At 67.0% G+C, this 19,333-nt stretch carries 20 protein-coding genes; 12 read left to right on the forward strand and 8 right to left on the reverse strand.

Annotated elements, in window-relative coordinates; translation table 11 throughout:
- Nucleotides 1-21 precede the first annotated feature (21 nt).
- Nucleotides 22-1,218: a Cdc6/Cdc18 family protein gene (locus tag QRT08_RS03980; protein WP_286044616.1), complete on the reverse strand. Its 1,197-nt coding sequence runs from the start codon at nt 1,216-1,218 to the stop codon at nt 22-24.
- Nucleotides 1,219-1,764: 546 nt separating this feature from the next.
- Nucleotides 1,765-2,358, reverse strand: coding sequence for a sulfite oxidase-like oxidoreductase (locus QRT08_RS03985; protein WP_286044617.1), 594 nt, complete (start codon nt 2,356-2,358; stop codon nt 1,765-1,767).
- Between the two features lie 152 nt (nt 2,359-2,510).
- Here QRT08_RS03985 and QRT08_RS03990 point away from each other — a divergent pair, with 152 nt between their 5' ends.
- From QRT08_RS03990 to QRT08_RS04000, 3 genes are all read left to right on the forward strand, one after another.
- Nucleotides 2,511-2,723 carry a ribbon-helix-helix domain-containing protein gene (locus QRT08_RS03990; RefSeq protein ID WP_286044618.1) on the forward strand — a complete coding sequence of 71 codons (213 nt, stop codon included), beginning with the start codon at nt 2,511-2,513 and terminating at the stop codon, nt 2,721-2,723.
- A 98-nt stretch (nt 2,724-2,821) separates the two neighbouring features.
- Nucleotides 2,822-3,100, forward strand: coding sequence for a UPF0058 family protein (locus tag QRT08_RS03995; protein ID WP_286044619.1), 279 nt, complete (start codon nt 2,822-2,824; stop codon nt 3,098-3,100).
- A gap of 54 nt (nt 3,101-3,154) precedes the next feature.
- Complete coding sequence (locus QRT08_RS04000) at nt 3,155-5,134, forward strand: DUF7527 domain-containing protein (RefSeq protein ID WP_286044620.1); 1,980 nt, start codon at nt 3,155-3,157, stop codon at nt 5,132-5,134.
- Here QRT08_RS04000 and QRT08_RS04005 read toward each other — a convergent pair.
- Nucleotides 5,131-5,436 (reverse strand): hypothetical protein, encoded by a 306-nt coding sequence (locus tag QRT08_RS04005; protein WP_286044621.1) that lies wholly within the window; start codon nt 5,434-5,436, stop codon nt 5,131-5,133. The genes QRT08_RS04000 and QRT08_RS04005 overlap by 4 nt on opposite strands.
- Before the next feature lie 154 nt (nt 5,437-5,590).
- Between QRT08_RS04005 and QRT08_RS04010 the strand changes: the two genes are divergently transcribed.
- Nucleotides 5,591-6,955, forward strand: coding sequence for an adenylosuccinate synthase (locus QRT08_RS04010; RefSeq protein WP_286044622.1), 1,365 nt, complete (start codon nt 5,591-5,593; stop codon nt 6,953-6,955).
- Nucleotides 6,956-6,971: 16 nt separating this feature from the next.
- Here QRT08_RS04010 and QRT08_RS04015 read toward each other — a convergent pair whose 3' ends face one another.
- On the reverse strand, nt 6,972-7,535 hold the full coding sequence (locus QRT08_RS04015) for a hypothetical protein (RefSeq protein ID WP_286044623.1): 564 nt from the start codon (nt 7,533-7,535) through the stop codon (nt 6,972-6,974).
- A gap of 212 nt (nt 7,536-7,747) precedes the next feature.
- On the opposite strand from QRT08_RS04015, the gene fdhF reads away from it, so the two are divergent.
- The 3 genes from fdhF (at nt 7,748) to yqeC (ending at nt 11,908) form a co-directional block, all read left to right on the forward strand.
- Entirely contained in the window at nt 7,748-9,877 is a 2,130-nt protein-coding gene (fdhF, locus tag QRT08_RS04020) for a formate dehydrogenase subunit alpha (RefSeq protein WP_286044624.1), read from the forward strand.
- Between the two features lie 67 nt (nt 9,878-9,944).
- Complete coding sequence (locus tag QRT08_RS04025; RefSeq protein WP_303650183.1) at nt 9,945-11,150, forward strand: AGE family epimerase/isomerase; 1,206 nt, start codon at nt 9,945-9,947, stop codon at nt 11,148-11,150.
- Between the two features lie 41 nt (nt 11,151-11,191).
- Nucleotides 11,192-11,908 carry a selenium cofactor biosynthesis protein YqeC gene (gene yqeC / locus QRT08_RS04030; protein ID WP_286044625.1) on the forward strand — a complete coding sequence of 239 codons (717 nt, stop codon included), beginning with the start codon at nt 11,192-11,194 and terminating at the stop codon, nt 11,906-11,908.
- On the opposite strand, the gene QRT08_RS04035 is transcribed toward yqeC, so the two are convergent.
- Nucleotides 11,901-12,512: a molybdenum cofactor guanylyltransferase gene (locus QRT08_RS04035; RefSeq protein ID WP_286044626.1), complete on the reverse strand. Its 612-nt coding sequence runs from the start codon at nt 12,510-12,512 to the stop codon at nt 11,901-11,903. The two genes, yqeC and QRT08_RS04035, sit on opposite strands and share 8 nt — an antisense overlap.
- Nucleotides 12,513-12,617: 105 nt before the next feature.
- On the opposite strand from QRT08_RS04035, the gene QRT08_RS04040 reads away from it, so the two are divergent.
- Together QRT08_RS04040 and QRT08_RS04045 are read left to right on the forward strand one after the other, a co-directional pair.
- A complete protein-coding gene (locus tag QRT08_RS04040) occupies nt 12,618-12,812 on the forward strand; it encodes a methytransferase partner Trm112 (protein ID WP_066381831.1) in 195 nt (64 codons plus the stop codon).
- 6 nt (nt 12,813-12,818) lie between these two features.
- The gene (locus QRT08_RS04045; RefSeq protein ID WP_286044627.1) at nt 12,819-13,397 is read left to right on the forward strand and encodes a DUF7524 family protein; all 579 of its coding nucleotides are present in this window, start codon (nt 12,819-12,821) and stop codon (nt 13,395-13,397) included.
- On the opposite strand, the gene QRT08_RS04050 is transcribed toward QRT08_RS04045, so the two are convergent.
- The 3 genes from QRT08_RS04050 to QRT08_RS04060 are packed head-to-tail and all read right to left on the reverse strand — an operon-like array spanning nt 13,385 to nt 16,167.
- Nucleotides 13,385-14,455, reverse strand: a complete 1,071-nt coding sequence (locus QRT08_RS04050; protein WP_286044628.1) for a DR2241 family protein — start codon at nt 14,453-14,455, stop codon at nt 13,385-13,387. The two genes, QRT08_RS04045 and QRT08_RS04050, sit on opposite strands and share 13 nt — an antisense overlap.
- Nucleotides 14,455-15,327 (reverse strand): CbiX/SirB N-terminal domain-containing protein, encoded by an 873-nt coding sequence (locus QRT08_RS04055; RefSeq protein WP_286044629.1) that lies wholly within the window; start codon nt 15,325-15,327, stop codon nt 14,455-14,457. Before QRT08_RS04055 ends, QRT08_RS04050 begins: the two co-directional genes overlap by 1 nt.
- A 57-nt stretch (nt 15,328-15,384) precedes the next feature.
- On the reverse strand, nt 15,385-16,167 hold the full coding sequence (locus tag QRT08_RS04060) for a PAS domain S-box protein (protein WP_286044630.1): 783 nt from the start codon (nt 16,165-16,167) through the stop codon (nt 15,385-15,387).
- Between the two features lie 303 nt (nt 16,168-16,470).
- On the opposite strand from QRT08_RS04060, the gene cysS reads away from it, so the two are divergent.
- From cysS to QRT08_RS04075, 3 genes are read left to right on the forward strand one after another with little or no spacing between them, the layout of a single operon-like run.
- Entirely contained in the window at nt 16,471-17,940 is a 1,470-nt protein-coding gene (cysS, locus tag QRT08_RS04065) for a cysteine--tRNA ligase (RefSeq protein WP_286044631.1), read from the forward strand.
- Between the two features lie 48 nt (nt 17,941-17,988).
- Entirely contained in the window at nt 17,989-18,636 is a 648-nt protein-coding gene (locus QRT08_RS04070) for a DUF6517 family protein (protein ID WP_286044632.1), read from the forward strand.
- Between the two features lie 50 nt (nt 18,637-18,686).
- Nucleotides 18,687-19,331, forward strand: coding sequence for a DUF6517 family protein (locus QRT08_RS04075; protein ID WP_286044633.1), 645 nt, complete (start codon nt 18,687-18,689; stop codon nt 19,329-19,331).
- The last annotated feature ends 2 nt before the right edge of the window (nt 19,332-19,333 follow it).

A 19,333-nucleotide genomic window follows, 5' to 3' on the forward strand; every position in this document is an offset into this window, starting at 1 on the left:
GCGGATCGGAAAACGGGACCGTCACTCCCCGTCGACGAGGACGTCCCGAACCACGGTCGGGTCCTCCAGAAGTCGGTGTCTCGTGTAACTGCCCTCGGCGCTCCCGCCGCTGTGGCGGGACTGTTCGATGATGTCGAGAAAGGCGTGTTCCTTCAGGAGGTCTCGGACCCGGCGCAACGAGAGGGTCTCCGCCCCTTCCTGCCTGCAGATCTCCTCGTAGACGTCGTAGATCGCGGTGGTGCGAAAGCCCTCGCTACCGGCGTCGTTCAGCGAGAGGATCGTCAGCGCGTGGAGCACGTACCGCGAGTGGGGGGTCGACCCCCGGATGAGTTCGCGAAACCGGTCGGTCTCGGCTCGCTTTCTGGCGTCGGTGACGAACCCCTCTCGAACCCGTTCCGCCCCGGTTGACTGGGCGATCTCGCCGGCGTATCTGAGGATGTCGATCGCCTTTCGGGCGTCGCCGTGTTCGCGCGCGGCCAGCGCCGCCGCCCGCGGGATCACGCCCCCGTCGAGGACGCCCTCGCGGAAGGCGTCGCGCCGGGCCTCCATGATCTCGCCGAGTTGGGAGGCGTCGTAGGGGGGAAAGACGAACTCGCGCTCGCAGAGGCTCGATTTGACGCGCTCGTCCATGCGGTCCTTGTACCGGATCTTGTTGCTGATCCCCACCACGCCGATCTTGCAGTCGGTGAGCTTTCCCGCCTCGCCCGCCCGGGATAGTTGCATGAGGATCGCGTCGTCCGCGAGTTTGTCGATCTCGTCGAGGATGATGAGGACGACGTCGTAGCTCGCGTCGAGGATGCGCCAGAGGCGCTTGTAGTAGGTCGCGGTGCTGATCCCCTTGTCGGGGACGTTGATCCCGGTCTCGTCGGCTCGGTTGAAGCTACTGGCGATCGTCTGGACCGCCTGCGTCTCGGTGGTGTCCTGTGCGCAGTCGACGTAGGCGAAGGCGGCGGTCACGCCCTCGCTCCTGGCGGCGTCGACGAGCCGTCCGGAGACGTGTTTCGCACACAGGGACTTCCCGGTGCCGGTCTTGCCGTAGATGAGGATGTTGCTCGGACTCTGTCCGAAGATCGCCGGGTTCACGGCGTTCGCGAGCAGCTTGATCTCCTCGTCTCGCCCGACGATCCGCCCCTCGTCGGGGAGGTGGTTGATCTCCAGAAGCTCCTTGTTGACGAAGATGGGGTCGTCGCGAATGAACAACTCGTCCGTCTCGACCATACACCCACACCACGTTTCCGGTGAAATAGCGCTTGCGTTTCGGCCGGGACACACACACCGGGTTTCCGGTGAAACGGGTCGGGAGAGGAGTGAGGTTCAGGCGAAACGGGGGTTCGCGCGGTCGACGGTGACGAACGGCGGGACGGGAGCAACCGGCCTCTGACGCCGAGATCGGCCGGCGCGTGGTCGGAAGCTGACGGCCAGGACGATGGAAAAGGGACGTCGGTCGGCCCCAACGGAAATGCCGACGGCTCTACCGGATCGACTGGACGCCAAGACGATCACTGATCGTCCTTGATTCCGTTCGACGAATCAGCCAATGGACTGTGACGTACATATGCTATATAAACATACGGAATCCTCCGTGGTCCGTTTCCGAGCAGCGGCCACCATCGAAGCACACCTACGGAGCTTCGCCCCCTCCCTCGGGCGGATTTCACCGGAAACCCGGTGTGTGTCTCGCCGTCACGCGCCGAGGAACGTAGCGGCGACACGAAGCGATGGCATCCACCCGAGAGTCGTCGTCTATATAATTGTATCGTTCGTCTAACTGTATCGTTCCTCGTTCCACGGATCGGCGGTGTTCGAGTAGCCGCGTTTCTCCCAGAACCCCCGCTCGGGTTCGACCAGAAACTCGACCCCGTCGACCCACTTCGCGCCCTTGTAGGCGTACTTGTGCGGCGTCACCACGCGGAGCGGCCCGCCGTGCTCCTCGGGGAGCGCCTCACCGCCGAACTCCCACGCGAACAACACCTCCTCGCGCATGCAGTCCGCGAGCGGGAGGTTCGTCGTGTAGCCGTCGAGAGCGGAGAACATGACGTGGACCACCTCGTCGCTCACGCCCGCCCGTTTTGCGAGCGTGGGGAAGGAAACGCCGGTGAACGTACAGTCGAACTTGCTCCACCCGGTCACGCAGTGAAAGTCCTGTTTCTGGGTCGTCCGCGGGAGGTCCCTGAACTCCTCCCACGAGAGAGCGAGGTCGTCCTCGACGGCACCCGTGACGGTGAACTCCCAGGAATCGGGATCGAACTCCGGAACCGATCCCTTCGAGAGGACGGGGAACGCCGAGGTCTCGCGTTGGCCGGGCGGCAGTCGATCCTCCCCGAACTCCCGATAGAGGTCGGTGACGTCGGTCGTCATACGAGGGGAGAGTCGGCGGGGACACGTATGCCTACCGGCGTCCTCTCGGATCGCAAACCGATGTTTTCCGATCCGGGGATTTCCTTTCGGGTTTCGAGATGATTTGTCCCGCCAGAGTTAAATACGCCTCTATCGAAGCCCCGACTGTTCCGATGCCGAAAGTAGAAATCACCGTCCCGGAGCACCTCGAAATGCAGATCGCACAGATGGTCGACCAGGGCGAGTTCGCGACCCGCGAGGAGGCGATCGAGGACCTGCTCTCAGCGGGACTGAAAGCCTACAAGACGAGCGGACCACAGATGGACGAGGAGCCCGCACTCGAGGACGACGGGATGATGGGGCACGACGACGAGTACGTCTTCTGAACTCGGCCGGAACCGCGACGGGATGCGCGGAAAACCGCCCATGGGACCGACTGACGCGGGAAATCCTTAACACGCCGACCGCCATACCGGTACCTAGAATGCACAAAGACGAACTCCTGGAACTGCACGATCAGATGGTCACCATCATGGAGTACTTCAAGCGCCAGGAGGGTGTCGACGAGGACCTCTTTACGCCCTACGACCAGCTCGACGTCGACCCCTCGCACGTCCACAAGTCCAAGAGCGAGCACAAACACGCCGTGTTCGTCCTCGGCAACGCGCTCGCGAACGCCATGAGCAACGACGAGTTCTCCAGCGCCGGCCGGATCGGCAAGCGCATGGCCGAACTCGCCGACGACGCCGAGCGGAAAATTTAATCTAGTATCTTGACTGTCGGAAGAATTATGTGTTAGTGCCGTCTCTCGGCGGGCATGCAACCGCGTACGGAGACCCACGTCGCCGGCTGGGAGCCCCGGTCGGCGGCCGACGGCTACGCCGGCCTTCGGGCGCTCGCCGAATCGGGGTTCTCGGGCGCGATCACCGCGTCGGGGGCCGCCCTGTTCATGCTCAACGGGCGCGCGATCGGCCTCGCCGACGGATCCATCGACTCTTTCGAGGCCGCCCCGCTGACCGCCCGCAGCGCGCCACATCCCGCCCTCTCCCTGCTCTTCTCGATGCGGGAACGGGGAAGCGAGACGCGCGCGACCTACTACACGAACGACACGCCGATAAGCGAGACGCGCGAGACCCTCGAATCCGGTGGTTTCACCGGCTACGTCGAACTCTCGGAGAACGTCCTCAGCGGCGATTACTTCGTCGTCTACCACCGGGGTCGCTCGATGAGCGTCGGATTCGTCGGCTCGGCCGACCGACTCATCACGGACGAGGAGGCCGAGTCGCGCCTCGCCGACGAGGTGGGGATCTACACGGTCGAGGCCGTCGACGTCACCGAGATCGAAATCCCCGAGCCGACGGCCGACACGGGAGGGGCGACCGGTCCCGTCGAAACGGCTCCGACGAGCGAGACGAACGAGACGACCGAAACGACGGACGCAGACGCCACCGAAATCGACGCGGCCGAGACCGGCGAGAGCGCGCCAGGCGAACCGGAACCCACCTCAATCCCCGAATCAGCATCGGCCGAGGACGGCACCGTACCGGACGAGTTCGCGGACGACTCGCCGGACGCCGGGCCGCCCGATTCGGCCGTATCCGCTGACCCGCTCGAATCCGCTGCGTCCGCCGATGCCGACCGCAGGCCGACCGATTCGGAGGGGGGTTCCGAAATCGTGACGTCCGACGACCGGCCATCGGCGTCGAGCGCTTCGTCGACGGCTGACCGAGCGGCCGGGCCGACCGACCCCCGGGATCGCTGGGGGTCGGTGATCGACGATCCGGTCGAGGACCGGATCGCCGCCGAACGGCAGTGGCGCGAGACCACCCGGATCCCGTCGCTCGACCCCGAACGAAGCGCGCTCTCGACCGGCGGAGCCGCCGCCGCGGACGCGGCGACCGAGACGACGCCCGAACCGAGCGAGGAGGTCCTCTCGCGGGCGCTCGACGCGCTCGAATCGGAGCGGGAGGCCCGCGAGGCCGCGGAACGCACAGTTACGGAGCTCCGCGAGGACGTCGAACGGCTCGAAGAGCGCCTCGCCGCCGAAGAGCGCGCGTCGACGGCCGAGACCGAACCGGAACCGACGCCGGGGCGGTCGCTGGACCCGGAGACGGCCCTCTCGGGAACCAACCTCTTCGTCCGCTACGTCTCGAAGGGGGCCGCAACCCTCGAAACCGCCCACGCGGGCGAGGCCGATCGCGAGAGCCTCGCGGGGAACCTCCGGCTCGAACGGCGCACCGAGTTCGAGTCCGAGAACGCGGCGGTCGACGGGGAGCCGTTCGAGGCGTTTCTGGACGACCGCCTCGAACACCGGTTCGCCGAGTGGATCGTCGGCGAGTTGCCGTTCGAACTCGCCGAGACGGGTCACGCCAGCTCGCTCGGCGCGCTCTACGACGCGCTACCCGCGATCGACCGGATCGAGTTCCACGGGACGATCGAGGCCGAGGAGGGATCGAGACGGTTCGACGTGATCTGTCGAGACCGCATGGGCGAGGCGCTGTTCGTCGTCGACTGTGTCGAGACGCGCACGGCGACGACCGAGGATCGGGTGGCCGCGCTCGTCGAGGGCGCGACCGACACGAAGGCGGTCGCGCCCGACCTCGCGGGCGCGATGCTCGTGACGACGAGCTACTTCGATCCCGGGGCGCTCTCGACGGCCGCGGAGGCGACGCGCTCGGGCCTCCTCGGTGGCGGCTCGCGCGAGAGCTACGTGACGATCTCGCGGCGGACGGGCTATCACCTCTGCCTGGTCGAGATGCACGACGGGACGTTTCACGTCACCGTTCCAGAACTCTAGCTTTCGACTTCGGCGACGCCGTCGATCTTCATTCCTTCGAGCGTCTCGATCGTCTCGTCGAGTTTGCCGTCGAGTTCGGAGACGAACTCCTCGGTTCGCTCGGTCGTGATCGCACCCTGGCTGGAGGGCTCGATGAGGTTCTCCTCCTCGAGGACGCGAAGCGAGTAGCGAACCTTGTGGTGCGGGTAGCCGGTCTCGTTCGACATCTTCACGATCCCGATCGGTTCGTTCTCGATGACCATCTTCAGGACCTGAAGGTGTCGTTCCAGCATATCGACTTCTTTCTCAAGCCGGTCTATCATGGCATTTGTTAACTTGTCGTTCGTGCTTTTAAAAGTTGCTGTCCACAACGGGACTGCCGAGAGCGTTCGAACGGTTGTCGTGGGATGGATTAACAGTTGCGATCGGTTCGGACGGACCGTAATCGGTATGGCGATCGGTCGGAAACCCCCCGCTATGACCGTAACGATCGTGGGTGCCCAGTTGGGCGACGAGGGGAAGGGCGGCGTCGTCGACATCTACGGCGAGGACGTCGACGTCGTCGCGCGGTATCAGGGCGGCGACAACGCCGGCCACACCGTCGTGTTCGGCGAGGACGAGTACAAGCTCTCGCTGGTCCCCAGCGGGGCGATCCGCGGGAAGGTCGGCGTGCTCGGCAACGGCTGTGTCGTCAATCCCGAGACGCTCTTCTCGGAGATCGACGCGCTCCGCGAGCGCGGACTCGATCCACGGGTGAAAGTCGCCGAACGCGCCCACGTCATCCTGCCGTACCACCGCGTCCTCGACGGGATCGAGGAGAAGGCGAAGGAGGACTCGGAACTCGACGCCGGTACCACCGGTAGGGGCATCGGCCCGACCTACGAGGACAAGATCGGTCGCCGGGGGATCCGGATCGGCGACCTGCTCGATCCGGATTCGCTCAGGTCGAAACTCGAGTACGTCGTCCCCCAGAAGCGCGCGCTCGCCGAGGACGTCTTCGGGGTCTCCGCGAGCGGAGGCTCGTCGGGAGGGAGTTCCGACGGCGTCAGCACCGACGAGGCGTTCGACATCTCCAGCCTCTACGAGCAGTACCGCCGATACGGCGAACGACTCGCCGAGGAGGAGATGACCGTCAACGCCGGGGCGTACCTCACCGAGCGGATCGAGGCCGACGAAAACGTGATGTTCGAGGGCGCGCAGGGCACCTCCATCGACATCGACCACGGGATCTTCCCGTACGTCACCTCCTCGAACCCCACCGCGGGCTACGCCGCGACCGGAACCGGCGTCGGCCCGACCACGGTCGGGCGGGGCGAGGTGGTGGGGATCGTCAAGGCGTACCTCTCGCGGGTCGGCACCGGGCCGCTTCCGACCGAACTGGTCGACGACGACGAGGAGGAACTCGCCGACGAGATCAGGGAGAAGGGCGGGGAGTTCGGCACCGTCACGGGCCGGCCACGGCGGATCGGCTGGCTCGACATGCCAATGCTGCGTCACGCCGCCCAGGTGAACGGCTTCACCGGGTTGGCGATCAACCACATCGACGTGCTCGCCGGCCTGGGCGACCTGCAGGTGGGCCACGCCTACGAACTCGACGGCGAGGAGATCGAGACGATGCCGACCACCACCGAACGGTGGGGCGAGTGCGAACCGGTCCTCCGGGGGTTCGACGGCTGGTCCGAACCCGACTGGGCCGACGTCGCCAGCGAGGGCTACGACGCCATCCCCGAGAACGCCCGGACCTATCTCGAGTACATCAGCGACGAACTCGACACGCCCATCTACGCCGTCGGCGTCGGTCCCGGCCGCGAACAGACGGTCGTTGTCGAGAGCCCGTTCTGATCGGTGATCGGTTCGGCTATCGGTCCTCGCTGCCCAGCCGCCAGAGCGCGCGGTAGAGCGTCCAGCAGTCCGCATCGTGCTCGTCGGCGACCGCTCGACACGTATCGAGAAACCTGCGGTACTCCTCAACCGAGAGCGAGTCGGGGTACGGGTCATCGAGTTCGCCGGCCTCCCAGAGGGCGTCCCACGTCCGGCGGTCGACGGCCACGTACCGTTCGGGATCGATGAACTGGAGGAACGCGCTCGCGACGGACAGGTCGACGCCTCGCAGTTCGGTCAGGTGCTCGATCCGCACGTCGAGCGCGTCGGCGTTCGCGGCGTCGACGACGGCCTCCCGGACCGCCGCGCGGTCGTTCTCCCCGAACCGGGCCTCGCCCTCGCGGTGTTCACGGTCGGGGTACGCACCGAGAAAGCGCCTGTAGTGCCACTGGACGACCCACTCGGCGTCGCGAAACCCGAACTCGCCGTCGACGAACGCCGCCGGATACGTCTCGATCGCCTCCTGTTCGACCGGGTAGAGCGGTTCCTCCTCTGCGTACTCCTCCGCCTTCTCCTCGATCGTCGAGCGTGTGAGCGTCATGCCCTCGGTTTCGATGGGAGACACCCTCAACGTTCGCCTCTGACCGAGGCCCGCGCTGTCGGCAGTGACCGTCCATCGACGGTTGTCGACACGCGGTCTCCACCGAAGTAACCGGACCACGGTACATATCAGCCGACGGGACACGCGCAGGCGTTAAGTGGATGGTACGCGTTTACACGGCCAGATGGTCGAACACCGAGGGAGGAAGGACGATGGCGACTGAGGAGTCAGAACCGGTCAAGACGATCTGTCCGTACTGCGGCGTGGGCTGTGGGATCCAGGTAAAGCCGGGCGAGGAGCCCGGCGACGTACAGTTCATGCCGTGGGGCGAAGCACCGGTCAACGAGGGAAAGATCTGTATCAAGGGCGGCGCGGCGACACAGGTCGTGGACCACGAGGACCGGCTCACCGACCCGCTGATCAAGGAGGACGGCGAGTTCCGAGAGGCGACGTGGGAGGAGGCCTACGGCCGGATCGTCGAGGAGCTCGAACGCATCCGTGAGGAGTACGGCCCCGACGCGATGGGCTTCTACGGATCGTCGAAGACGATGAACGAGGAGAACTACCTCCTCCAGAAGCTCGCCCGACGGTACGGCACGAACAACGTCGACAACTGCACGCGGATGTGTCACGCCTCGACCGTCTGGGCGCTGCGGACGAGCCTCGGCGCGGGCGCAATGACCAACAGCATGCAGGACCTCCGCGAGGAGGCCGACGTCTTCTGGATCCACGGGGCCAACCCCGGCGAACAGCACCCGATCGCCAACAGCGTTTACTTCCGGCAGGCGGTGCTCGAGGGCGCGACGGTCATCCAGGTCGACCCGCACGCCAACAAGACGACGCGGTCGTTCAAGATCGACGAGACCGACCGCCACATGCACCTCCAGGTCAAGCCGGGCACGGACATCCCGCTCCTCAACGTCGTCATCAAGACGATCCTCGAAAAGCACGAGGAGAACCCCGAGGAGGGGTGGATCGACGAGGAGTTCATCGAGGAGCGCACCGAGGGCTTCGAGCACCTGAAAGAGACCCTCGAAGGCTTCGATAAGGAGGCCGCCGCCGAGGAGTGTGGCGTTCCACTCGAGGACATCGAACTCGCCGCCGAGAAGTACGCCAGCGCCGACAGCGCCGCCATCTTCACGGGGATGGGGATGAGCCAGCACGCCTGCGGCGTCGACAACGTCCAGAACGAGATCAACCTCGCGTTGATCACCGGCAACCTCGGTCGGCCCGGCACCGGCGTCAACCCCCTTCGCGGCCAGAACAACGTCCAGGGGACCTGCGACGTCGGCGCGATGCCGAACGTCCTGCCCGGCTACCAGCTGGTCGACGACGACGAAGCCAGGGAGAGCGTCGAGGAGGTCTGGGGCTTCGAGATCCCAGCGGAACCGGGGCTGACGAACGTCGAGATCTCCCACGAGTTCGGCGAGTCGGTCAAGGGGCTGTACGTCATGGGCGAGAACCCCGTGATGAGCGAGCCCGACGCGAACCGGGTCGCCGAACGGATCCAGGAACTGGAGTTCATGGTCGCCCAGGACATCTTCATGACCGAAACCGCCAAATACGCCGACGTGATCCTGCCGGCGACGACGTGGGCCGAACGCGGCGGCACGGTCACCAACACCGATAGGAGAGTCCAGCGGATGCGGCCAGTGGCGAAAGTCCACGAGAACACGAAACACGACCTCGAGATCGTCTCCGAGATCGGAACCCGGCTCTTCGACGACGGCTTCGACTTCTCGGACCCGGAGGAGGTCTTCGAGGAGCTTCGGCAGGTGTGTCCGAGCTACCACGGCATGACCTACGACGCGCTCGGCGAGGAGGGGATCCAGTGGCCCTGCTACGAGGAGGGCGACGAGGGCGACCAGTACCTCTACGAGGAGCGCTTCGACACCGAGAGCGGACTCGGCCACATCGAGGGGGTCCGGCACACCCCGCCGGCGGAGGTCCCCGACGAGGAGTACCCGCTCGTGCTCACCACCGCCCGGCTCGAGGAGCACTACAACACGGGGACGATGAGCCGGCGGTCGCCGACGCTGAACCGCCAGCACCCCGAGAACTTCGTCGACGTCCACCCGAACGACGCCGAGCGCTACGGCATCGAGGACGGCGAGCAGGTGACGATCCGTTCGCGACGCGGCGAGATCACCGTCGAGGCGCAGGTCACCGAGGACACCAAGGAGGGCGTGATCTGGACGACGCCGCACTTCGCTGCCGCTTCGGCGAACCGGCTCACGAACGACGTGCTCGACGAACGGGCGAAGATCCCCGAGTACAAGGCGGCCGCGGCGGAGATCGAGGTCGGCATCGAACCCGCCGATGGCGCTCCGGCGGACGACTGAAGGCTCGGCTTCCCATCTCCGGTTTCCGACCCCCGACAGCTATGTCCCTCGGGGGTCGGCTATCGGTATGAACGTCTACCGTGCGCGCGAGGGGCTCCGCCACGCGTTTCGAGACGTCCTGAACTTCTATTATCCCGACTGCATCGACGTTCGGACTGGTGGCTACGCCGCCCAGATCGACGAACGCGACGGGAGCGTCTACGACCCTCGCTCGAAACACCTCGTCGCGACCGCCCGCGCGATCAACAACTTTTCCTTGGGCGTGCTCGCGGACGGTCCCGAGTGGTGTCGCCCGTCCGCCGAACACGGCCTGCGATTCCTTTCCACCGTTCACTGGGACGGCGAACAGGAAGGCTACGACTGGCTGCTCGACGGGCGCGACCCCGTGGATCGAACGCGCTACTGCTACGGCCACGCCTTCGCGTTGCTCGCGGGCGCGCGGGCACACCAGGCGGGGATTTCCGGCGGACGAGAGGAACTCGACAGGGCGTTTTCCGTCCTCGAGGAGCGCTTCTTCGAACCCGAACACCGGCTGTACGCGGATCGCGCCTCGGCGGACTGGTCGGAACTCTCGCCCTACCGGGGCGCGAACGCGAACATGCACGCCCTCGAGGCGCTGCTCGCGGCGGGCGAGGCCACGGGGGAGGAGCGCTTCTTCGAGCGGGCGTACGACGTCGCCGAGCGGTTCGCCCGCGCGCTCGCGAGTGAGACCGGCGGCCTGCTGTGGGAGCACTACTCCGAGTCGTGGGAGCACGACCTCTCGCACAACGCCGACGAACCGGACCACCAGTTCCGCCCGCCGGGCTACCAGCCGAGTCATCACGCCGAGTGGGCGAAACTGCTCTGCCTGCTCGCCGAGTACCGCGATGAGGAGTGGCTCCTCACGCGCGCGATGGAACTGTTCGACGCCGCGATCCACCTCGGCTGGGACGAGGAGCACGAGGGGCTCTACTACACGGTCGAAGAGTCGGGAGAGCCGATCGTCGACGGGAAGTACGGCTGGGCGCACGCCGAGGCGATCGGCGCGAGCGCGCTGTTGAGCCGGCATGACCCGTCGTACCTCCGGTGGTACGACCGGCTCTGGGAGTATTCCACAACCCATCTGATCAACCCCCGGTACGGCAACTGGTACGAGCGGGTCACGCGCGAGGGCGAGCGTCCGGAACCGGACCACGGGCCCGAAGTCGAACCGGGCTACCACCCGCTGACGAACTGCTGGCTGGCGCTCGAGGCCCTCGACCGCGATCCGAGCGCGTTCTGTTCCCGGGAGTGAGCGACCACAACCGGTATCGGACCGAACCGAGTACCCCGGGTATGGACCTCACGGAGGCGCTCCCGACGGAGGGTGTCACCTGCGTCGTCGGGGCCGGCGGGAAGAAGACGACGCTGTACGCGCTCGCGAACGCGCTCGATCGGGCGGTCGTCACCGCGACGGTGAGAATCCCGATCTTCGATCCCCATGTGGCTCGCGTCGTCGTCACCGGCGACCCCGCGGGCGCGATCGAGCGAAATGCCGAGTGGCCCCTCGGCGTCGTTCCCGAGCGCGAGGGCGACGACCGCTATCGGGGCTACGACCCCGAGGTGCTCGACGGCCTCGCGGAGCGGACCGACGTCCCGCTGTTCGTCAAGGCCGACGGCGCGCGCATGCGCGAGTTCAAGGCACCCGGTGACCGGGAGCCACAGGTACCGGAGAGAGCCGACGCGGTGCTCCCGATCGCGAGCGTCCACGCCGTCGGCAAGCACCTCACGGAGGGTGTCGTCCACCGGCCCGAACGCGTCGCCGCCATCGCGGGGATCGACCTCGGCGAGGAGATCACCACTGATACCGTGGCGGCGGTACTCGCCAGCCCCGAGGGCGGGCTGAAGGACGTTCCCGCCGACGCGACCGCGATCCCGCTGTTGAACAAGGTGGACGACCGCGAGGACGAGGCGGTCGCCCGCGAGATCGCCCGCTCGATTCACGAGCGGGCCGACGTCGAGCGGGTGGTGCTCGCGCGGATGGCCGAGAGCGAGGTCGTGGACGTCATCTGAACCGCGCCACCGCCCGCTCGAACTCCTCGCGGGTGTTCAGGTTCTCGAAGGTGTCGAGCGAGGCGTGTTCCCGCACCTCTTCCTCCTCGATCACGACGTACTCCAAGTACTCCAGCGGCGCGATCACCTTTCGCTCGCCCGCCGCGAGCGCCCGCTCGCAGGCGGCGGCCATCGACTCGGCCCGGTAGACTGCGTGCGTCGTCTGGAACCATCCGTCGCCCACCCGGGGCACGGCGGCCTCGTATCCCTCGGCGCGCGAGAGGAGGTAGGAGACGAGCGCGGGCTCGACGAAGGGCATGTCGCAGGCCGCGACGAAGGCGTACTCGCTTGCCGTGGCCCGGAGGCCGGTCATGATCCCCGCCATCGGGCCCTCGTCGGGGGCGGGGTCCTCGGCGATCGTCACGGGGTTCGGGTAGCCATCGAAGGCCGACTCGATGGCCCTGGTCTGATCGGCCCGGCAGTTCACGACCAATCGATCGGTCACGCCTTCGAGGCGGTCGCCGACCCGGCGGATCATCGGCGTGCCGGCGAGGTCGGCGGTCGCCTTGTCCTCGTCGCCGAACCGGGTCGATCGACCGCCCGCGAGGACGACGCCATCCGGCATACACGGGAGTTCTCGCGCAGCGACATAGTTCGCTCGGCGCGAACCCGTCATACTTTTCCCACCCGCAACCGTCGGTCGAGCCATGTACGCCGCAGGTGAGGGTCGATGAAGGAGTCGTTGATGGAGATCGTCTGCTGTCCGATCGACAAGGCGGATCTCGAACTCGACGTCGAGGAGCGCGACGGCGAGGAGATCGTCTCGGGAACGCTGACTTGTACGGAGTGTGGCGAGGTCTACCCGATCGAGGACGGCATCCCGAACCTCCTGCCGCCGGACATGCGCGAGGACGCGACGGCGTAGAGAACCGTGGTCCGGACGCTGCCCGTCGACATCAACCGCCGGTCGGTCCACTCGATCGAGCCCCAACTCCGGGAGTTCGAGACCAGCGAGAGCTTCGCGATCGAACTCACGAACCACGGCTCGGCGACCCACGTCCACCTCAACGTCGACGACGGCCTCGCCGAGGCGATCTCGCTCGACGGCGGCAACCACTTCGTCGAGGCCGGGCGAACCCGCCGGATCGAGGCCACGGTCGACCAGCGGAGCCGCCCGGTCAGCGGTCGCCTGAAGATCGTCACCGGCTACGGTGCCGAGACGGCGGTGATCGACGTCTCGTTGATCCCGCCCGAAGAGCCCCCGGAGAAGGTTCCCATCGAGGTCGACGAGCGCCTCGCGAAGCCACAGCCGCGCCCGCGGGACCAGCCCTCCCGCGAGTCCGAACCCGCCGTTCCCGTGCGGGCGATCGCCGCGGGCGCGCTGGTCGTTCTGGCCCTCCTGTTCGTCGTCGTCGGCGCGCTGATCGCGGGCAATCCAGCGGTCATCCTCGGCGTCGGGATCGTCCTCGTGGCGATCGCCGGCGCGGCCGCGCTCCTCTATCGCTCCTGATCCTCGGGATACGTCGGCGTTCCCGACAGCCCTTCCTCGGTCATCCGCCGAGCCCGGAGGTACCGCGCCCGATACCGGTTGGCCCCCTCGTTTAAGTCGGCCTCGCGGACCTCTTCGACCCGACCCTCGGCGACCGCGTCGACGATCCCCTCGACCTGCTCCTTCTCAGTGGGCGTCAACTCGAACTCGTAGGCCCGGGTCTCCTCGCGGCCGAGCGTGACGAACTTCCGGGCAGCGGTGATGAACAGCGAACACGGCTCCCGACAGGGGAACTCACCCGATCCTCGATCCACGTCGAGTTCGGTCTCCTCGTCCTCGTCCCACATGCGTCGCTTGAGACACTGCGAGTCGACACAGCACGCCTCGGCGGCGGCTTCGAGTTCCTCGACGGAGAGTTGGGACACGATCTCGTAGATGCCCGACTGGCGTTCGGCCGTCTCGCGAAAGTGGGTCACGTCCAGTTCGCCCTGACGCTCGCGGTGCCAGTTCGCGACCGTCGCGGGGTAGACGAAGTCGACCGCTCGAACGAGGTCCTCGCCACTGAGATCGGGGAACTCCCACCCCGTCGGAAGGGTCGGGGCGGTCGAGAGCGGTCGGTACCGCCCCCGGTCGTCGTGTTTGACGAGTTCGCGGGCGTCTAGCGGGTCGTCGTAGGGCTCCAGTCCCGACTCCTCGGCGTTCTCGACGTGCCGGAGCGCGTATCGGCGTTTGCCGTCTTCGCCCAGTTCGGCGGTGATCAGCAACTGGCCCCAGGTGCGAGAGACGCCCGTCGAGAGCGCCTCGTAGCGCTCGCTCACGTCGCGCTCGTCGGCGCGTTCGACCCACCGCAGGAAGTCGTAGCGCGCGCCCCCGGCACCGACGACGCGGGTCCAGTAGTACCAGTTCGAGACGAACCACGGGTTCTCGCCCGCGACCTCCCGGAGCCCCGGCTCGTCGACCTCGTGGGAATCACCGGCGATCGAGACGGTGTACGGCCCCTCCCCCGAGACGGAGAGGTCGTCGAACTCGACGCCTTCGGGGGCGCTCGCGACCAGCGCGTCGAGTTGTGGCGCGTTCATCAGTCGCCCGCCACCCCCGCGTCCCCGGCGCGAATCCGCTCGATCGATTCGCCGACGTCGGCGCCGGCCTCCGCGGCGCGTTCGAGGACGACGTCGGCCATCAGCGCCTCGGTGCCGACCGCCCCCGAGTACCAGATCCGGTGGCCGTCGACTTCCGTGGGAACCTCGTACCCCTCGCGGTAGTCGTCGGTCAGCCCCATGTCCTCGGGGATGTCCTCCCGTGTGTGAAAGCCGTCGGCGATAAAGAGGGGAACCACGACGATATTCGTACTTTCGAAGTGCTCGGTCACGTCGTCGACCTCGGGTTCCTCGTCCATGAACAGCGCCCGCACCTCGTCGAATCGTCCCGCCTCGCGGAGCCGTTCGGCGTGATACTCGATCGCCTTCGCCGAGTTCGCGTTTCGCTCGGTGCCGTGGCCGACGACGGCGAGGCCGAACCCCTCCCCGACCTCGGGGTCGCCGGTGACGGTCTCGGCGCGACGGACGATCACGTCGCTCATCGCGTCGTGGGTGCCGACCGGCCCGCAGTAGTGGACCGCCTTCTCGACGTCGCTCGCCCGGAGGGTGGCGTGGGTCGCGCTGACGCCGTCGGGCGAGTCCCACGCCGAGGCGTCCCATCCCTCCAGTCTGAGTTCGCGGGGGATCACCCGCTCGGTGAAGTAGCCCTCGCTGATGAACAGCGGGACGACGTAGACCTCGTCGCTCTCGAGGGTCCGGAGCACCTCACGGAACGAGGGCTCCTCCTTCCAGAAGGCCTCGCGGACCTCGTCGAAGACCCCCGTCTCGCGGATCGTATCGGCGTGCGAGAACGTCGGGGCCGAGGAGCCGGGATTCAGATGCGACCCGTGGCCGACGATGACGAGCGCCTGCATACCCCCGCTAGCGACGGCGCGGCCATAGGGCTTACTGTCGGCCGGAATCCCGACCCGCTACCGCTCGCGCAGGTCGCGAAAGATCCCCTGTACCAGCCGTCGGTCGCCCAGTTCGAGGGAGGCGGCGCTGATCTCGACGGGGATCTCGTGGCCGTCGGCGTGGACGACGCTGAGTTCGCGCTTGTCGTGTATCACCCCGCTCGATCCGGCGTGTTCCGCGAAGACCCGTTCGTAGTACTCGCGGTCGTCGGACGGGTGGAGGTCGGTCTGGTGGAGCCCTCGAAGCTCCTCGCGCGGGCGGCCGAACAGTTCCTCGGCGGCGTGATTCACCTCTAGGAGGGTGCCTGTCTCGGCGTCGACGACGAGGATCGCGTCGGGCGCCGTTTCGAGGAGCTTCTCGTACCCCTCGCGGGTCGCGGCCAGCGACTGCTCGACGCGCCGTTGCTCGACCGCCCCGCGGACGCGGTTCGCGAGCAGTTCGAACCCTTCGAGCCCGCCCCCCTTCGAGACGTAGTCCGTCACCCCCGCCGAGATGGCCTCGCTCGCGACCTCCTCGCTGCCCTGTCCGGTGAAGAGGACGAACGGCAGGTCGGGATGGCTCGAACGGACGCGTTTGAGCAGTTCGATGCCCGTGAGCCGGGGCATCTGGTGATCGCTGACGACGCACTCGACGTCCTCGTCGGCGATCAGGTCGAGCACCGACGTCGGATCCGTCGTCTGTTCGATCCGGAGGCCGGGATCGATCTCCGAGAGCGACGTCTCCGTCAGGCGCAAGAACGCCTCGTCGTCGTCGACGTGTACCACGCGGATCGGCCCCTCCTCCGGACGCACCGACTTCATCTCCATACGATGCACGCTTCTACGCAATAGATGTTTATATATACGAGGTTGAATCAGCCCGGATCGGTTCGAACACGACGGTGACGACGACCCGTCGGCGTCCCTCCCGGAAGCCGCCGTCCCCGATCGAGGTCCCCGCCCGTGAACGCCACCGTCTCGTCCACGTCGGGGGCCGGCAACCGGTCCGCTCGCCGACTCCGAGGCTCCCATTCGACTGTCAATCGGTCGATTAGATGACGATACCGTCCGGATCAGGGGGCGTGACCGACGGGTTGAAAGGCGCGCCCGGCGATGGATCGGGTAATGCTGTCCGTGACGAACACGCTCTCGGGCGAGCGCGAGGAGTTTCGACCGACCGGCGACGAGGTGTTGGTGTACGTCTGTGGGCTGACCGTCTCGGACGACGCACACCTCGGCCACGCCCGGGTGTGGGTCCACGCCGACGTAATGTGTCGCTGGCTCGAACACGAGGGCCACCCGGTTCGCCACGTCGAGAACTTCACAGACGTCAACGAGAAGATCGCCGCCCGGATCGGCGAGGACGACCTCGGCGAGAGCGAACGCGAGGTGGCGCGTCGCTTCATCGAGCGGACGATCGCCGACATGCGCGGGCTGAACCTGCAGCGCGCGACGGTCTACCCCCGAGTCTCGGAACACATCCCGGAGATCATCGAACTGGTCGAGCGCCTGATCGAGTCGGGCCACGCCTACGAGGCCGACGGCTCGGTCTACTTCGACGTCACCACGTTCGAGAAGTACGGGAAACTCTCGAACCAGCGCGTCGAGGACCTCGAAGCCCAGGGCGACCCCGAGGAGCGAAGTGAGAAGCGCCACCCCGCGGACTTCGCGCTCTGGAAGGCGGGCGGGGTCTCCCCCGAGGCGATCCGCGAACACGAGAAAACCGAACACGACCACCCGCCCGGGGGCGAGACGTGGGACTCGCCGTGGGGCGAGGGACGTCCCGGCTGGCACATCGAGTGTTCGGCGATGGCGATGACCCACCTCGACGAGACCATCGACGTCCACGTCGGCGGCCACGACCTCGTGTTCCCCCACCACGAAAACGAGATCGCCCAGAGCGAGGCCGCCACCGGCCAGCGCTTCGCCGAGTACTGGCTCCACACGGGCCTCCTCGAGACCGAGGGCGAGAAGATGAGTTCGAGCCTCGGCAACTTCTTCACCGTCTCGGCGGCGCTCGAGGAGTTCGGTCCCGACGTGCTGCGCTCGTTTTACCTCTCGACGGAGTACGGCTCGAACCAGACGTTCTCCGAGGGGGCGATGGTCGAGGCGAGAGAGCGGTTCGAGCGCCTCGAACGCGCCTACGAACGCGCGACCGAGGCGGTAGACGGCCCCGACGCGCGGACGAAAGTCGAGGACGACGACCTCCGGGTGGCCGTCGAGGAGGCCCGCGAGGGGTTCGCGCGGGCGATGAACGACGACTTCGGGGTGCGCGAGGCGATGACCGCCCTCCTCTCGCTCGCGGGCGCGGTCAACCGACACGTCGACAGCCACGGGGAGTACGACTACCGGGGGCTTCGCCGGGCCATCGAGGCGTTCGAGGAACTCGGCGGCGGCGTCTTCGGTTTCTCGTTCGGCCCCGAACGAGAGGGGGAGGTCGGCCTCGCGGAGGACCTCGTCGACCTCGTCCTGCGCGTACGCGAGGAGGAACGCGAGGCGGGCAACTACGAGCGGGCCGACCGACTCCGGGACGACCTCGCCGCCCTCGGCATCGATATCGAGGACGAGGGGGACGAGACGACCTACCGGTTGTAGGAAGATACGACACTAGACATTTATTTTATCTGAAGTATTAGGAAGGGTATGAATTTCACGCGGCGGGCGTTCGGAGCGGGACTGATCGCGGGGCTGAGCGCGGCGAGCGGCTGTCTCGGGTTCGTTCGCGGCGACGACTCGCTGGCGTTCGAGGCGGTCGGCGCGCGCCCGAGCGACGAGGCGCTCGCACGGACGGGGTATCGACACGCGCGTACCGAAGTCGAGCCGCTCTCCGAGACGATCGAGATCGCCGGCGAGACCCGCGAGGTCGAACTGGAGAACGTCGTGGTCGAGTGTGATAGGGGCGTCGATCTGGGGGTGCTCGGGACGCTCCGGGCGGCGACGTTCGTCGCCTTCTCGACGCCGAAGTTCGAGGTGCTCGGCCGGTCGTTCCACCCCGGAGAGCGCGTGGGTCCGCGGCGGATCGCGACCGAACTCGGTTCGAACTACGACGAGTTCTCGATCGGCGAGGAGGTCGAGGAGTGGGAACTCACGGTCTTCGGCGAGGAGGTCGACGTCTCGACGTTCGAGGGGCGGGCGGCGATGAACGGGATTGACCTCGACGTCCACGTCCACCTCGGGATCGCCACCAACGACGACGACCTCGTCATCTTCGTCGGGGCACACCCGCGTCAACTCGAAGGCGAACGCGAGAGCATCGCAACCCTCGCCGAATCGCTCGTCCCGATCGAGTGACCCCACGGCCACGGCGTTTATATCTCGCGGAGTACAACCCGACGACAGCGATGGCGACCACACGGCGCGGTTTCTGCTCGCTCGTCGCGCTCGGTCTCGCCGGCAGCACCGGCTGTCTCGACGTCATCGGCGGCGGGCCTGCCCGGTTCGTCGCCCCGCCCGCGCCGGTGGCGGACGACGTTCTCGACGAGACCGGATACGAACTCGCCGACACGACGGAGACCGAGGAGACCCGCACGTTCGAGGTGGCGGGACTGAGCCGCGAGGTCGAGGTCGTCAATCGGATCTCCGAGTACCAGAGGTCGATCGACGTGGGACCGCTCGGCGAGGTGCGGGGCGCCGTCTTCGCGACGCTCTGCACGCCCGCCGTCTCGGTGCTCGGTCGAACCTTCAATCCCGTCGAGGACATGGACAACCGCGAGATCGCAGCGGAGGTCCAGTCCCAGTACGAGCGACTCTCGATCGGATCCGAGATCGACCGCCGAACGGTCCAAGTGCTCGGTGAGCGCGTCGACCTCTCGAAGTTCGAGGGCGAGGCGACGTTCATGGGTACCGGGATCGACGTGTTCGTCCACACCGCGCTCGCGGAGGGCGACGACGAGTTCGTCGTCGTCGTCGGGATCTACCCCCGACTCCTCTCCGGCGAGGAGGGGAGGATCGTCGCGCTCTCGGAGGGCGTGACGATCGAGGAGTGATG

Source organism: Halalkalicoccus sp. NIPERK01, from assembly GCF_030287405.1.
Classification (GTDB): Archaea; Halobacteriota; Halobacteria; order Halobacteriales; family Halalkalicoccaceae; genus Halalkalicoccus.